We start from the raw sequence: 14,297 nt of genomic DNA, 5'->3' as shown, positions 1-14,297 counted from the left end.
CGGTTGGGGGCAGGCTAGGAGGCCGGCTGGGCGAGCCCGACGTGCTTGCGGGCGAAGTCCAGCTGCGCCGACATCTGCCGGATCCGCTCCTCGACCACCAGCGTGCCGTGGCCAGCGTTGTAGCGGTAGACCTCGAACTCGTGCCGCCGCTCGGTCAGCTTCTCCAGGTACTTCTCGATCTGGCTGATCGGCGAGCGCGGGTCGTTCTCGCCGGCCAGCACCAGCAGCGGCGCCTGGAGCGAGTCGAGGTAGGAGATCGGGGACGACGCCGCGTACAGGTCGGGGACCTCCTGCGGGGAGCCGCCGAACAGGGCGCGGTGGTAGGCCCGCAGGCCCTCGGTCTCGTCGCCGTAGGCCGCCGCGTGGTCGGCGATCGGCACGGCCGCGATGCCCGCGACCCAGGACTTCGGCTGGGTGCCGATGCCGAGAAGCGTGAGGTAGCCGCCCCAGGAGGCGCCCGCGAGCACGAGGCGCTCGGGGTCGGCCATGCCCTGGTTGACCGCCCAGTCGCGGACCGCCGCGACGTCGGCCAGCTCGATGTGGCCCACGTCGCCCCGCAGGGCGTCCCGCCAGGCCGAGCCGTATCCCGTGGAGCCCCGGTAGTTCACGCGGACGACGGCGAAGCCGGCGTCCACCCAGGCGGCGACGTTCGGCAGGAAGGAGTCGTCGTCCTGCGCGGCCGGGCCGCCGTGCAGCAGGAACACCGTCGGGTACGGCGCGGGGCCGCTCTCGGGCCGGGACACCAGGGCGTGGACGCGCCCGCCCGGCCCCTCGACGAAGACGTCCTCCAGCGGCACCGAAGGCGGCGCGGAGGGCCCGGACTGGTTCATGACCACGTGGCCGTCGCTGGACCTGACCACCGGGGGGTGCGCGGCGCTCGACCAGGAGTACTCGACCGTGCCGTCAGGGCGGGGCATCGCGTCGTGGATGACCCCATGCAGGGTCTTGATCGGCGTGAGCCCGCCGCCGCCCAGGTCGTACCGGAACAGCTCGGTCCTGGCGCGGTTGTTGTGACCGATGAGCACGGCGCGCCCGTCGTGGTACCAGTCGGCGGTGATCTCGCCGGGCACACGCAGCCAGATCTCGCGCTGCTCTCCGGTCACCGGGTCCCAGACCAGAGGCTCGCGGCGGCCCCGGCGCTCGTGCAGGGCGAGGATGCGCCGGTCGGTCATGGTGGGGGCGAAGCGCACGCCGGTGAAGCCCTTGCCCGGCCCGTCGTGCAGGTCGCCGACGACCTGGCCGTTGGACCTGATCACGCGCAGCGCCGGGTGGCGCGAGTCGCCGTGCTCGCTGTGGCTCACCGCGATCAGCGTGCCGTCGAGCGACATGCCGGCCACCTGGGCGAACTCGCGGGACTCGTAGATCACGGTGGGCTTCTCGTCGCTGCCGAGCCGCGTGTGGAGCACCTGGAAGCCGTGGCGGCTGCTCCTGCCGACGGCGGCGGTGCCGGTGGCCGACAGCGCGAGGCCCGTCGGGTGCCCGGGAGCGAGGTCGGGGTGGGCGGGCATCTCGGGGCCGCCGTTGAACGGCTGGCGCATCCAGATGCCGAACTCGTCGCCGTAGGTGTCGGAGAACCAGTAGATCCACTGGCCGGTGGGGTCGATGGCGGCGTGGGACGTGCCCCTCGGGCGGCTGGTGACCTGACGCGTGGAGCCGTTCGACCGGTCCCAGGCGTGGATCTCCCAGATGCCGGAGATGTTGCAACGGTACACGGCCCGGGCCGGCGCGAGCCGTGCCCAGACGGGCAGCGTCATACGTGCCGCGCGGAACCTGGCCTGCCAGCGTTCCTCGGCCTTCATGGGCGTGCCCCTCCCTCACGCTCTCCCGGACCCGGGATCGGCGGGTTGCCGTTAAGTATGTCGCTTGAAAACGGAAGATGGCCTACAAAGTCGGAGAAATTCGTGATTCCAGTTCGCCTAGGCGATCTTACGGAAGAGGGAGATCCGGCACGACATTTTCACGGCCATCGAGTGCGGAAGGCGTGAGATCTCCTCCCTGAGCGCCATCTGGTCGGTATGCCAGGCGCTCGGACCCATGCCTACCACGGTCTCGACCGCCTTGTGGTCCAGCAGCATGTCCGACTCCTCGGTCACGTGCCCGGTTTCGAGGAAATACGCCCCCAGCGCCTCCTCGACCCGCCGGCTCTTGGACTCGTCCACCGAGAGCAGGCCGAGCCTTTCCACCAGGGGGGCGAGGTGGCGCGGCGTCGGCGTCACCACGATCAGGACGCCCTCGGGGCGCAACACCCGGGCGAACTCCGATCCGTTTCGCGGCGCGAACACATCGAGCAGGACGTCGGCGCAGCCGTCCTTTACCGGCAGCGGCCGCCACACGTCGGCCACGACGGCGCCGACGCGGGGGTGGGCGCGGGCCGCCCGCCTGAGCGCGTGCTTGGAGATGTCGAGCGCGATCCCCACGTCCGCGGGGCCCAGCATCCCGGCGAGGTAGTGGCCCGTACCCGCCCCGGCGTCCAGCACGACCCTGCGGTCCGCGGTGCCTTCCCCCTGGTGGCCGGCCAGCTCGCGCAGCCGGCCGGCCAGGGAGGCGAAGTGTCCCGAGCCGAGGAACTCGGCCCGCGCGGCCACCATGGCCGGGGTGTCGGCGGTGCCGGGGACGCCCGACCCCGTGAGCAGGCTCACGTAGCCCTGCCTGGCGACGTCGAAGGAATGGCCCCGCGCGCATCGCACGACCATGCCCTCGATGGCGAGATCGCCGCGGCACACGGGGCAGACGAGGTACTCGATGGCGTCGACCAGCATGCCCTCATCATCCCGAACCGCGCGGTCAGGCCGGGACGGAGGCGACCCCCTGCGACAGGAAGGGGCGGCCGTTGACATCGGCGGAGACGCCCGTGCGGTCCAGGTACGGCGTGATCCCTCCGGTGTGGAAGGGCCACCCGGCACCGAGGATCATGCACAGGTCGATGTCCTCGGCGGCGGCGACCACGCCCTCGTCGAGCATCAGCCGCACCTCCTCGGCCATCGCCCGCAGCGCGCGGTCGCGGACCTGCTCGGAGCTCGGCCCGGTCGCCCCGGACCCCTCGAAGATCTCCCGAGCCTCCGGGTCGATCGAGAAGTCCGGCGCGTAGACCCCGGGCTTGCCGGCCTTCACGAGTGCCGCGAGGTTCGCGGACACGCCGTACCTGCCGGGGAATGCCTCGTGCAGCGTCTCGGCGACGTGCAGGGCGACGGCGGGGCCGACGAGCTGGAGCAGCGCGAACGGCGTCATCGGCAGCCCGAGGCCGTCGAGGGCGTGGTCGGCCGTCTCGATCGGGGTGCCCTCGTCGACCGCCCCGATGACCTCGCCCATGAAGCGGGTGAGCAGGCGGTTCACCACGAACGCCGGGGCGTCCTTGACCAGCACGCTGGACTTCCTCAGCGTCTTGCCCACCGCGAACGCCGTGGCCAGCGACGCGTCATCGGTGCGCTCACCCCTGACGATCTCCAGCAGGGGCAGCACCGCGACCGGGTTGAAGAAGTGGAAGCCCACCACCCGCTCGGGATGGCGCAGCTCCGACGCCATCGCGGTGACCGAGAGGGAAGAGGTGTTGGTGGCCAGCACGCACTCAGGGCCGACCACGGCCTCGACCTCGGCGAAGACCTGCCTCTTGACCTTGAGGTCCTCGAAGACGGCCTCGATGACGAAGTCGGCGTCGGCGAACGCGTCCTTGGTCAGCGACCCGGTCACCAGGCCCTTGAGCCGGTTGGCCTGGTCGGCGCTGATCCGTCCCTTGCCGAGCAGCTTGTCCACCTCGGCGCGCACGTACCCGACGCCCTTGTCGAGGCGGGCCTGGTCGAGGTCGGTGAGGACCACGGGCACCTCAAGGCGGCGGGCGAACAGCAGGGCGAGCTGCGAGGCCATCAGGCCCGCGCCGACCACGCCGACCTTGGTCACCTTGCGGGCCAGGGCCCTGTCGGGCGCCCCGGCGGGCCGCTTGGCCCGTCGCTGCACCAGGTCGAAGGAGTACAGCCCGGCGCGCAGCTCGTCTCCCATGAGCAGGTCGGCCAGCGCCTGGGTCTCGGCCTCGAAACCCTCGTCGCGGTGGGCCGTACGGGCCAGTTCGACCAGCTCCAGCGCCCGGTAGGGGGCGGGGGACGCTCCGCGCAGCTTCAGGTCGACGAGCGTCCGCGCGCCCGCGACGGCCGCCTTCCAGGACTCGGCGTCCTGGGTGAACGGCGGGCGGGGGACGGCGGCCTCGCCGGTCAGCACGCGGGAGGCCCAGCGCAGGGACTCCTCAAGGAAGTCGGCGGGCTCGAAGATCGCGTCGGCGACGCCGAGCTTGAACGCCTCGGCGCCCTTGATCATCCGATTCTGCGACAGGGGGTTCTCGATGATCAGCTTCAGCGCGTTCGCCGGGCCGATCAGCCGGGGGAGCAGCTGCGTGCCGCCCCAGCCGGGCACCAGGCCGAGGAAGCACTCGGGGAGCGCGACCGCGGGGACGCCGGAGGAGATCGTGCGGTAGGTGCAGTGCAGCGCCACCTCCAGCCCGCCGCCCATCGCCGCGCCGTTCACGAACGCGAACGACGGCACCTCCAGCTCTCCGAGCCGCCGGAACACCTCGTGCCCGAGCCGGCCGAGTTCCTCGGCCTGCTCGCGGGTCCGTACGAGCGACGCGCCCTTGAGGTCGGCGCCGACGGCGAAGATGAAGGGCTTGCCGGTGACGCCGACCGCCGCGAGGTCGGTGCGGTCGCAGATGGCGTCCAGGGCCTTGTCGAGCTCGGCGAGGCCGCGCGGCCCGAAGGTGTTCGGCTTGGTGTGGTCGAAGCCGTTGTCCAGCGTGATCAGGGCCATCGTGCCCGCGCCGCCGGGCAGCCGGACGTCGCGTACGAGCGCCCCGGTCACCACCTCGTCGGCGAAGATGTTGGTGATGTCGCTCACTTGGCGCCCTCCCAGGCGAGGTTCTCCCAGACAACCGTGCCGCCCATGCCCATGCCGACGCACATCGTGGTGATGCCGTAGCGCACGTCGGGGCGCTCGCCGAACTCTCGGGCGAGCTGTGTCATCAGCCGCACGCCGGACGAGGCGAGCGGGTGGCCGAAGGCGATGGCGCCGCCGTACGGGTTGACCCTCGGGTCGTCGTCGGCGATGCCGAAGTGCTCAAGGAAGGCCAGCACCTGCACGGCGAAGGCCTCGTTGATCTCGAACAGGCCGATGTCGCCGATGGACAGCCCGGCCAGGCGCAGCGCCCGCTCGGTGGAGGGGATGGGGCCGACGCCCATCACCTCGGGGTCGACGCCGGCGAAGCCGTAGGAGACGAGCCTCATCTTGGGCGTCAGGCCCAGCTCGGCGGCGGCGTCCGCGGCGGCGATGATGCTGCCGGTGGCGCCGTCGTTGAGGCCCGCGGAGTTCCCGGCGGTGACGTGGCCGTGCGGGCGGAAGGGCGTCTTGAGCGAGGCGAGGCCCTCGATGGTGGTGCCGGGTCGCGGCGGCTCGTCCTCGGTGGCGAGGCCCCAGCCCTCGGCGGCCTTGCGGGTCGCCATCGGCACGAGGTCGGGCTGGATCCTGTTGTCGGCGTAGGCCTTGGCGACCTTCTCCTGGGAGGCGACGGCGTAGGCGTCGGCGCGCGCCTTGCTGATCGCGGGGTAGCGGTCGTGCAGGTTCTCCGCCGTCATGCCCATGATCAGCGCGGAGCCGTCGACCAGCTTCTCGGACAGGAAACGCGGGTTGGGGTCGACGCCCTCGCCCATGGGGTGGCGGCCCATGTGCTCGACGCCGCCCGCGATGGCGATGTCGTAGGCGCCGAAGGCGATGCCGCCCGCCACGCTGGTGACCGCGGTCATCGCGCCCGCGCACATGCGGTCGATGGCGTAGCCGGGCACCGACTTCGGCAGCCCGGCCAGCACGGCGGCGGAGCGGCCGATGGTCAGGCCCTGGTCGCCGATCTGGGTGGTGGCCGCGATGGCGACCTCGTCGATCCGCTCGGGCGGGAGGTGCGGGTTTCGCCGCATCAGCTCGCGGATGACACGGACGATCAGGTCGTCGGCGCGCGTCTCGGCGTACAGGCCCTTGGGCCCTGACTTGCCGAAAGGTGTGCGTACGCCGTCGACGAACACGACGTCACGGGACGAAGGCACGGTTGGCTCCTCGCTGCCGGGTAGCTTCCGGCTTTGGGCTACTCGTGAGTAACATGATGCCATGGCCGCGCGCCCGGTCGCGAAGGGGAGCTACTCCTGCGGTTTCGCAGGGGTTTCCCGCCCGATCTGGCCTTCGGCCCACTCGGCCCACTCGCGCTGCAAGGCGCTGAACCTCAGGCCCCACTCCAGGGCGAGCCGGCCGTAGACCGAGAGATCGTCGTCTCCGTCGGACACCACCCCTTTCAGTGCCGCCAGCCTCTCGTGCTGCTCGGCCCCGAACTCGGCCCGCCGCCGAAGGTAGGCGCGTGCCTGCTCATGATCGACCTGGCCGAGGAAGAAGACGCGCAGCAGCATGTCGCTGCGGCCGGCGTGGCTGGGCTCGACCTCCGTCAGCCAGTGACGCAGCTCGGCCAGGCCCGTCTCGTCGATGGCGTACTCTTTGCGGCCACGCGGGCCCTGCGCCGCCACCTTGACCAGGCCCGCGTCGGCGAGGCGGGAGAGCTCGGCATAGACCTGGCTCTGCGTGGCCGGCCACACGTTGGCCAGGGAGATCTCGAAGATCTTCAGCAGGTCGTAGCCGCTCGCCGGGCCCTGGGCGAGCATCCCGAGCAGCGCGTGTCGAAGGCTCATGACCGGGATCCTACATTCCACTGTTGACAGGTCGCCAGCAGACCTTCTACTTTCGACATGTCTACATTGGAACGTCGAAAAGGTCCGACAATGATTCGCAGCCTCCTCGGGTTCCTCCCGTGGATCGTGTACGCCGTCATCGCCACCGGCGACGAGTGGCGCTACGGCGCGGTCGCCGGCCTCGTGATCGCGCTCGTGGTCATCGCCGCCGACCGCAGGTCGGGCAAGCAGTGGGACCAGATGGTGATCGAGTCCAGCGCGGCGGTGTTCTTCACGGTCATCACGGTGATCTCCCTGATCGCGCCGGAGTCCCCCCTCATGCCGTACGGCCCGGCCCTGGTCAACGCCTGGCTGGCGCTCACCGCCTGGGGCTCCCTGGCCATCCGCAGGCCGTTCACCCTTGGCGTCGCCCGGAGCATGACCACCCGGGAGGTGTGGGAGACGCCGGTGTTCTACCGGGTCAACGCGGTCATCACCTCGGTGTGGGGCGTGGCCTTCGTCGTCGCGGCCGTCTCGCTGGGCTTCCTGCTCCACAGCGCCCCGCACGCGACCGCCGCCGTGGTCACGATCAAGGTCGTGACGTTCGTGGCGCCCGCCCTCTTCACCGTCCGCTACCCCAAGGCCGTCGCCGCCCGCTACGCCGTCTGAGCCGTTCTTCCCTGTCTGGAGCGCCCATCATGTCCACCGCCACACCGTCCTACCTGTCGGGCGACCTCGCCCCCGTGCCCGACGAGATCGGCGCCGTCGACCTGCCGGTCACCGGCGCCCTGCCGGCCGAGCTCACCGGGCGCTACTTCCGCAACGGGCCGAACCCGCTCCCCGGCCAGGATCCCGGCCACTGGTTCGCCGGCGACGGCATGATCCACGGCATCCGCCTGCGCGACGGCCGCGCCGAGTGGTACCGCAACCGGTGGGTGCGCACCCGCAAGTTCACCGGAGGCGCGCCCTACCTCGGCGCGGACGGCCCCGACCTGACGGCCGTCACCGCCAACACCCACGTCATCCGCCACGCCGACAGGATCCTCGCCCTGGTCGAGAGCGGCCTGCCGTACGAGCTGACGCCCGAGCTGGAGACGGTCGGGCCCTGCGACTTCGGCGGCCGGCTGACCACCGCGATGACGGCGCACCCGAAGCGCGACCCGGCCACCGGAGAGCTGCACTTCTTCGGCTACGGCGTCCTCGCGCCCTTCCTGACCTACCACCGCCTGTCGGCCGCGGGGGAGCTGGTGGAGAGCCGCGTCGTCGACGTCCCCGGCCCGACGATGGTCCACGACTTCGCGATCACCGAGAACCACGTCGTGTGGCTGGACCTGCCCGTCGTCTTCGACATGGAGCTCGTGGGAGGGGGCCTGCCGTTCCAGTGGGACGACTCCTACGGCGCCCGGCTCGGCGTGATGGACCGCGCGGGGCAGGTGAGCTGGTTCGAAATCGATCCCTGTTACGTCTTCCATGTCGGCAACGCCCGTGAGGACGCCTCGGGCCGGGTGGTGCTCGACGCGGTCCGCTACTCGCCCGGCGCCTTCGCCCGGATCTGGCCGCGCATAGGCGGCAGCGCCGTTCCCGCCGCCGAGACGGGCGGCGCCGTGCTGCACCGGTGGGTGCTCGACCCCGCGAGCGGCGCGGTGAAGGAGGAGCAGCTCGACGACCGCGCCGTGGAGTTCCCCACCCTGGACGAGGAGCTGCTCGGCCGGTCCAGCAGGTTTCTCTACACGGTCACCGGCGACGCGGTGGTGAAGTACGACATGGAGACGGGCACGTCCCGCGCCCGGGATCTCGGCGGGCGGCCGGGCGAGGCGGTGTTCGTGCCCGCTTCCGGCGCGCGGGCGGAGGACGGGGGCTGGCTGCTGTCGATCGTCAACGACCGGGAGGGCTCGGAGCTGCTCGTCCTCGACGCCGCCGGGCTCGACTTCGTGGCCTCCGTACGGCTGCCGCGCCGCGTTCCCGCCGGCTTCCACGGGACGTGGATGGCCGACCGCTGACGGTCAGGCGATGCCGGTGAGGACGGTGCGGGCGAGGCCCGTGGCGAAGTCGCCGAGGCCCTTCGGCGACCCCTCCTCGCCCATGAAGTGCCGCAGGAAGGCGCGCTGGTAGCAGGCGCCGAGAAGCAGCGCGGCGGCCGACTCGGGGTCCGCGTCCGAGCGGATGCGGCCGTCGGCGCGCAGCACGCCAAGGAAGCGGGCGAGCGCGTCGAGCGGCTTGTGGGGGCCCGCGCCCAGCTTGCGCAGCCCCTCGCGGTGGCGCTGGAGCAGCGCAGGTTCGGCGAAGAGCGAGGAGGCGATCGGCATGCTCGCCTCGTAGAACAGCGTGGCGTTGTGGGCGATGTCGGTGAGGCACTCCTCGGCCGTACGCTCGCCCGGATCCTCGGAAAGCTCCGTGATCAGTGAGCCGAGCGCGGGCAGGCGCTCCTGCAGCACGGCGATGAAGAGCTCCTCCTTGCCGGAGAAGTGCCGGTAGAGCGCCGCCTCCGAGCATCCGGCCGCACGGGCGATCTCCTTTGTGGTGACGCGGGCGAGGCCCATCGTGCGCATGAGGTGCTCGGCGGACTCCAGGATGCGTTGCCGTGTGCGAGCGCCGGCGGCGGTGCGCTGGTGGGGCATCGGAGCGTTTCTTCCTTTCACCGGTCCAAGGCTTTGCCCGCGCGGAGAGCGGGTACTCATCCTATGATGTGAGTGAGTACTCACCAACTTATGGGGGATGTCTCATGAAGCTCACCGTCTTCGGAGCCACCGGCGGCACGGGAAGAGAAGTCGTCCGGCAGGCGCTCGACGCGGGGCACCAGGTCGCGGCCGTGGTTCGCGATCCGGCGCGCCTGCCCATCAGCCACTCCGCGCTGGAGGTGGTGACCGCCGACGTCACCAGCCCCGACGCGCTGCGCCCCGCGCTCGCCGGCCGTGAGGCCGTGATCTCGGCGCTCGGGGCGAACAGCAGGAAGGAGGCCGGCATCGCGTCGATGGCGCTGCGGTCGATCCTTCGGGCGATGGACGCGAGCGACGTGCGCCGGCTCGCGGTCCTGAGCGCGGTGCCGGTCGGTCCCGTCCCGGAGGGGGAGGCCCTGTGGTACCGGGCGATGGCGCTGCCGCTGCTGCGCAGGGCCCTTCGCGACGTGTACGCCGACCTCGGGGCGATGGAGGAGGAGGTCAGGCGCAGCGCCGTGGAGTGGACCATCGTGCGCCCGCCCCGGCTCACCGACAAGCCGCTGACGGGGAACTACCGCCGGGTCGTCGGGGGCAACGTGCCGCGCGGCTACACGATCTCGCGGGCCGATCTGGCGCACGCGATGCTCGCGGTGGTGGACGACCCCGCGACGGTGAAGCAGCCGGTCGGCGTGGCGTACTGACCTTCGGTCACGATGTGGCCACCTGCCGGAGGAAAGCCGCGTTCGTCGGCGTCTCGCGGAGGCGGTCGAGGAGCAGTCGTCCATCCGGGAGCCGGTCTCGGCGAGCGCGGTCGCGAGGATGGTGAGCGAGCCGCCCTCCCGGGCCGCGCGGGCGGCGCCGAAGAGGCGTTTCGGCAGGTAGACGGCTTGGGCGTCGATTCCGCCCGTGAGGGTCTTGCCGCCGTTCGGTGCGATGACGTTGTACGCCCTGCCGAGCCGGGTCAGCGAGTCCAGGAGAAGCACGACGTCCGTGCCGTGTTCGACCAGCCGCTTGGCCCGCTCGACCGCCAGCTCGGCGATCAAGGTGTGGTCACGCTCCGGCCGGTCGAACGTCGAGGCGATGACCTCGCCGTGGACGGACTCGCGGAAGTCGGTGACCTCCTCGGGCCGTTCGCCGACCAGGACGATCATCAGGTGGACGCCGGGGTGGTTGCTCGTGACGGCGTCCGCGATCGCCTTGAGCACCATGGTCTTCCCGGCCTTGGGCGGCGCGACGATCAGGCCGCGCTGTCCCTTGCCCACGGGGGTGAGGAGGTCGATCAGGCGGGTGATCGGGGAGTCCGTTTCGAGGACCAGGCGGTGACGTGGGTGGATGGGGGTGAGTCCGGCGAAGTGCGGCCTGGCCTGGCCGGGAATCCGCCCGTTGACGGACACCAGGCCGGCCAGTCTGTCGTACGGCTTGCGTGTGCTTCCCAGCACCAGGTCGCCCGGGCGAAGGCCCAGCTCCTTGACCTGTGACAGGGGCAGGCGTACGTCGTTCTCGCCGGGAAGGTAGCCGCTTGTCCTGATGAAGGCGCCCTTGTCCCGGATGTCGACCAGCCCGGAGACCTGCTCGATCGGGTGCTCGGTGGTGGCGCGCCGGCGCGGTGGCCGTTTCTGCGCTGGTTCGATGCTCGTTGATGGTGCTTCGGTGGTTACGGTCATGATCGTCCTTTGATGAAGGGGGCACCGGAGATCACGCGAGGAACGTGGGGCGATCCGTCAGGAGAAATGCCTGAAACGGGGATGCCTGGACGAGCTGCGACTGATCAGATGATCGGTGCGAGATGCCTGCCCTCAGCGGGCGGCGGGAGAGAAAGCTGCTCCGGAAAATGCGCGGGGCCGAGCCGGCCGCGCTGGAGCGCATATCAAACATAACAGCATAGGGCGATCCAGGCGCAACCCCTCGATCGCTAGTCTGGGCGGCACTGCCGCCCGGATGAGGGAGTTCGATGTCGTACGCGCCCAGGTCGATCGCCGGAGTCGAGGTCATCCCGCTGTGCGACGCGGTGGGCCCGATGGGCGGTGACCTCAGGCAACCGGTGCGCGAGATCCTCTCCGGGGGCTCACCAGAAGACTGGGCCGGGCTCGCGGACGACTGGGTCCTGCACTTCCGGTGCTACCTGCTGCGCGACGGCGCCGGGCGTACGGTCCTGGTGGACACCGGCATCGGCGGGTCCGACTCGCCCGCGTCGAGCTGGGCGCCGGTGCCGGGGGGCCTGATCGGCGAGCTCGCCGCGCGGGGCGTCGCGCCCGCGGACATCGGCACCGTGGTGCTCACCCACCTGCACAGCGACCACGCCGGCGGCGCCGTCGTCGACGGCGTCCCGGCCTTCCCCAACGCCCGGCACATCCTCCAGCGGGCCGAGATCGACTGGATCGAGGGCGCCGGCCCGAACCCGATCCTGGAGCGGGTGCTCCGCCCGCTGACCGGGCTGGTGGACGCCGTGGAGGGCGACGCCGAGGTCGTCCCCGGTGTCCGCGTCCAGCTCGCCCCTGGCCACACGCCGGGCCACCAGGTGGTCGAGATCGGGCCGCTGACGCTGACGGGCGACGTGGTGCTCCATCCCGTCCAGCTCGCCAACCCGGCGATCACCTACGCCCACGACCTCGACCCCGAGCGGGCGGTGGTGACCAGGGAAGACCTCCTGCGGCGGGTGCGCGCCCGCGGCGGCCTGATCGGCACCGGGCACTTCCCCGAGGCTTTCACCGAGCTCTCAGGTGGGGCTCGCGCAGGAACGTGACGGTTCCGCCGTGTCGCGGGCCTCTTCGAGCTCTTCGCTGAGCTTGGCGATCAGCCTGCGTGCCTTGCCGCGGTAGCGCAGCACCTGCACGGCGCCGAGGATCCACACCGGGTACTGCACGGCGAACGCCCAGCGGTAGGCGTCGAGGCCGATGCCGCCGCGCAGGTCCAGCGCGATGCCGATGAAGGCGATCACCGACATGGTGGCGGTGAAGCCGCCGCCGTTGACGATGCCGGTGGCCACGCCCATGCGCGCGGCCGGGTTGAACGTCCGGGCGAAGTCGAAGCCGATCATGGAGCCCGGGCCGTTCCCGGCAAGCACCACGACCAGCACCAGGAGCAGCCACAGGGGCGCGCGTCCCGGCCACAGCAGTACGGCGGTCCAGGCCCCGGCGGTCGAGCCGATGACGATCAGCACCATGCGCGACCGGTGGAAGGGGTGGCGTCCGGCGAGGTAGCCGAGCACCGGCCCGCACACCATGCCCAGCAGGGTGAGCGTGGTCAGCAGCACGCCCGCCGTCGCGGGGCGCAGCCCTTGGCCCTCGACCAGGAACGGGTAGCCCCACAGCAGCAGGAACGCGGCGGAGGACGACTGGGTGGCGGCGTGGGTCCACATGCCGAGGCGGGTCCCGGGTTCGGCCCACGCCTCGCGAAGGCGCGGACGCTCGACCGCCTCCGCCGGGCGGGAGTCGCGCAGCAGGACCGCCACCAGCACCAGGGAGAGCCCGCCGATGGCGGCGGCGGTCAGGAAGGTCGGCGTCCAGCCGTAGTGGTGCAGGCCCTGGATGAGCGGTACGGCGGAGGCGACCGCGCCGAGCTGGCCGAGCAGGCCGGTGAGCTGGACGATCAGCGGGTTGCGCCGGTTGGGGAACCAGACGTTGACCAGCCGGATGACGCTGATGAAGGTCATGGCGTCGCCGCAGCCCACCAGGATCCGGCCGCCGATGGCGTCGGGCAGCCCGCCCGACACGGCGAAGACGAGCTGGCCGCAGGCCATGACGCCCGCCCCGATGAGCAGCATCCGCTTGGAGCCGAGCCGGTCGACGAGCATCCCCACGGGGATCTGCATCCCGGCGTAGACCAAAAGCTGGAGCATGGCGAGCATCGACAGCCCGGTCGCCCCGACACCGAGCCGCAGGCCCGCTTCGATGCCGGCGACGCCGAGCGACTGCCGGTGGAAGACGGCGACGGCGTACGCGAAGACGCCGATGCCCCAGATGATCCAAACTCGTCTAGGTACCCGCACGTCCGCCATGATGAAACATTTTACGGTTTGGCCGTTTCTGAACTGTTTCAGGGTTCTTTGTCCGGTAGGGCGCGGGCGGGCCGTACGCCTTGAGGTCTACGGGTCAGCCGCTTAGGGGGCGGGGCCGTTCTCGGCGCTACGGTCGGATCATGGCTGCGATCTCGTCTGACCTCTTCTACGAGCGGATCAACAAGACCCTCGCGGGAGCGGGGGCGCTCATCACCGATCCGTGCGGCCGCGTGCTGCTCGTCAAGCCCAACTACCGCGACCACTGGCTCTGGCCCGGCGGTCACGTGGACGAGGGCGAGACTCCGGACGAGGCGTGCGCGCGCGAGATCACCGAGGAACTGGGGCTCACCCTGCCGGTCGGCAGGTTCCTGGGCGTGCACTGGGTGCCGCCGTTCTCCGACCGCCCGATGCCTCTGGTGCACTTCCTGTTCGACTGCGGCAGCCTGCCGGGCGCCGAAGGCGTCATCCTCCAGGAGGAGGAACTGGACGAGTGCGGCTTCTTCGACGTCGACGAGGCCAAGGCCCTCATGCCCTCCTACCTGATCCGCCGCCTCCACGCCGCCCTCGAAGCGAAGGCCCAAGGCACCACCTTCTACCTGACCGGCGGCACCCCCGACTTCACCCTCTGAGCCAGAGGTGGTAGCGGCTCCGACTGGACTGTGTCCGGTGTCCGGGTCGTCTTGTCTTGCGTCTCCGAGATGGAGTGGTTTCGTTGTGTGGGGTGAGGACCTAAACGGTCAATTGCCCACCCGGCACCCACGTGACGGGTCAAGCAGTTGCTGCCCACCCAGCTGATGGACCTCCCGGCGCACGGCCGGGAAGGAGCGCGGTCTGGAACCCAAAAGGCGAGCTTCGGGGCGTGGCGACGGATGGTTGGACGGACTCCCTGTGTGATGACGGGAGCCGCGACCATGGAGCCGTGGACGGTGGGAGTTGATCACGATGCATCTATTGTCGCCT

12 protein-coding genes and 1 pseudogene are annotated in these 14,297 nt (G+C 71.0%); 5 read left to right on the top strand and 8 right to left on the bottom strand.

Translation table 11 applies throughout. The annotated features are described in order from the left end of the window. Positions 1–14: 14 nt before the first annotated feature. The 5 genes from AB0O34_RS02405 to AB0O34_RS02385 form a co-directional block, all read right to left on the bottom strand. Positions 15–1,799 carry a prolyl oligopeptidase family serine peptidase gene (locus AB0O34_RS02405; protein ID WP_363911726.1) on the bottom strand — a complete coding sequence of 595 codons (1,785 nt, stop codon included), beginning with the start codon at positions 1,797–1,799 and terminating at the stop codon, positions 15–17. Positions 1,800–1,916: 117 nt separating this feature from the next. After that, positions 1,917–2,759, bottom strand: coding sequence for a putative RNA methyltransferase (locus AB0O34_RS02400; RefSeq protein WP_363911724.1), 843 nt, complete (start codon positions 2,757–2,759; stop codon positions 1,917–1,919). 25 nt (positions 2,760–2,784) lie between these two features. Then, complete coding sequence (locus AB0O34_RS02395) at positions 2,785–4,878, bottom strand: 3-hydroxyacyl-CoA dehydrogenase NAD-binding domain-containing protein (protein ID WP_363911722.1); 2,094 nt, start codon at positions 4,876–4,878, stop codon at positions 2,785–2,787. Further along, positions 4,875–6,074 carry an acetyl-CoA C-acyltransferase gene (locus AB0O34_RS02390; protein WP_363911720.1) on the bottom strand — a complete coding sequence of 400 codons (1,200 nt, stop codon included), beginning with the start codon at positions 6,072–6,074 and terminating at the stop codon, positions 4,875–4,877. Before AB0O34_RS02390 ends, AB0O34_RS02395 begins: the two co-directional genes overlap by 4 nt. 90 nt (positions 6,075–6,164) lie before the next feature. Next, a complete protein-coding gene (locus AB0O34_RS02385; protein ID WP_363911718.1) occupies positions 6,165–6,704 on the bottom strand; it encodes a PadR family transcriptional regulator in 540 nt (179 codons plus the stop codon). 90 nt (positions 6,705–6,794) lie between these two features. Here AB0O34_RS02385 and AB0O34_RS02380 point away from each other — a divergent pair, with 90 nt between their 5' ends. After that, positions 6,795–7,352 carry a hypothetical protein gene (locus tag AB0O34_RS02380; RefSeq protein ID WP_363911716.1) on the top strand — a complete coding sequence of 186 codons (558 nt, stop codon included), beginning with the start codon at positions 6,795–6,797 and terminating at the stop codon, positions 7,350–7,352. Between the two features lie 29 nt (positions 7,353–7,381). Next, positions 7,382–8,683 carry a carotenoid oxygenase family protein gene (locus AB0O34_RS02375; protein WP_363911714.1) on the top strand — a complete coding sequence of 434 codons (1,302 nt, stop codon included), beginning with the start codon at positions 7,382–7,384 and terminating at the stop codon, positions 8,681–8,683. A 3-nt stretch (positions 8,684–8,686) separates the two neighbouring features. On the opposite strand, the gene AB0O34_RS02370 is transcribed toward AB0O34_RS02375, so the two are convergent. Further along, the gene (locus AB0O34_RS02370; protein WP_363911712.1) at positions 8,687–9,301 is read right to left on the bottom strand and encodes a TetR/AcrR family transcriptional regulator; all 615 of its coding nucleotides are present in this window, start codon (positions 9,299–9,301) and stop codon (positions 8,687–8,689) included. Between the two features lie 104 nt (positions 9,302–9,405). Here AB0O34_RS02370 and AB0O34_RS02365 point away from each other — a divergent pair, with 104 nt between their 5' ends. After that, a complete protein-coding gene (locus AB0O34_RS02365; protein ID WP_363911710.1) occupies positions 9,406–10,041 on the top strand; it encodes an SDR family oxidoreductase in 636 nt (211 codons plus the stop codon). 135 nt (positions 10,042–10,176) lie between these two features. Here AB0O34_RS02365 and AB0O34_RS02360 read toward each other — a convergent pair. Next, positions 10,177–11,004, bottom strand: a pseudogene (locus AB0O34_RS02360) (transcription termination factor Rho); the annotation flags it as partial. Between the two features lie 287 nt (positions 11,005–11,291). On the opposite strand from AB0O34_RS02360, the gene AB0O34_RS02355 reads away from it, so the two are divergent. Further along, entirely contained in the window at positions 11,292–12,083 is a 792-nt protein-coding gene (locus tag AB0O34_RS02355) for an MBL fold metallo-hydrolase (protein ID WP_363911708.1), read from the top strand. Here the strand turns inward: AB0O34_RS02355 and AB0O34_RS02350 are convergent. Beyond that, the gene (locus tag AB0O34_RS02350; RefSeq protein ID WP_363911706.1) at positions 12,057–13,337 is read right to left on the bottom strand and encodes an MFS transporter; all 1,281 of its coding nucleotides are present in this window, start codon (positions 13,335–13,337) and stop codon (positions 12,057–12,059) included. The two genes, AB0O34_RS02355 and AB0O34_RS02350, sit on opposite strands and share 27 nt — an antisense overlap. A 140-nt stretch (positions 13,338–13,477) precedes the next feature. Between AB0O34_RS02350 and AB0O34_RS02345 the strand changes: the two genes are divergently transcribed. Continuing rightward, complete coding sequence (locus AB0O34_RS02345) at positions 13,478–13,966, top strand: NUDIX hydrolase (RefSeq protein ID WP_363911704.1); 489 nt, start codon at positions 13,478–13,480, stop codon at positions 13,964–13,966. Positions 13,967–14,297 lie beyond the last annotated feature (331 nt).

Origin of the sequence: Sphaerisporangium sp. NPDC088356, assembly GCF_040685555.1 — a bacterium.
Lineage (GTDB): Bacteria > Actinomycetota > Actinomycetes > Streptosporangiales > Streptosporangiaceae > Sphaerisporangium.
Note: the sequence above shows the minus strand (reverse complement) of the source record. Positions and strands in the feature narration are given on the sequence as shown.

Excerpts from the sequence above, each read along its gene's own strand:
- AB0O34_RS02375 (WP_363911714.1), top strand. The coding sequence starts at position 7,382 with ATGTCCACCGCCACACCGTCCTACCTGTCGGGCGACCTCGCCCCCGTG.
- AB0O34_RS02385 (WP_363911718.1), bottom strand. The coding sequence starts at position 6,704 with ATGAGCCTTCGACACGCGCTGCTCGGGATGCTCGCCCAGGGCCCGGCG.
- AB0O34_RS02350 (WP_363911706.1), bottom strand. The coding sequence starts at position 13,337 with ATGGCGGACGTGCGGGTACCTAGACGAGTTTGGATCATCTGGGGCATC.
- AB0O34_RS02370 (WP_363911712.1), bottom strand. The coding sequence starts at position 9,301 with ATGCCCCACCAGCGCACCGCCGCCGGCGCTCGCACACGGCAACGCATC.
- AB0O34_RS02365 (WP_363911710.1), top strand. The coding sequence starts at position 9,406 with ATGAAGCTCACCGTCTTCGGAGCCACCGGCGGCACGGGAAGAGAAGTC.
- AB0O34_RS02355 (WP_363911708.1), top strand. The coding sequence starts at position 11,292 with ATGTCGTACGCGCCCAGGTCGATCGCCGGAGTCGAGGTCATCCCGCTG.
- AB0O34_RS02345 (WP_363911704.1), top strand. The coding sequence starts at position 13,478 with ATGGCTGCGATCTCGTCTGACCTCTTCTACGAGCGGATCAACAAGACC.
- AB0O34_RS02400 (WP_363911724.1), bottom strand. The coding sequence starts at position 2,759 with ATGCTGGTCGACGCCATCGAGTACCTCGTCTGCCCCGTGTGCCGCGGC.
- AB0O34_RS02380 (WP_363911716.1), top strand. The coding sequence starts at position 6,795 with ATGATTCGCAGCCTCCTCGGGTTCCTCCCGTGGATCGTGTACGCCGTC.
- AB0O34_RS02405 (WP_363911726.1), bottom strand. The coding sequence starts at position 1,799 with ATGAAGGCCGAGGAACGCTGGCAGGCCAGGTTCCGCGCGGCACGTATG.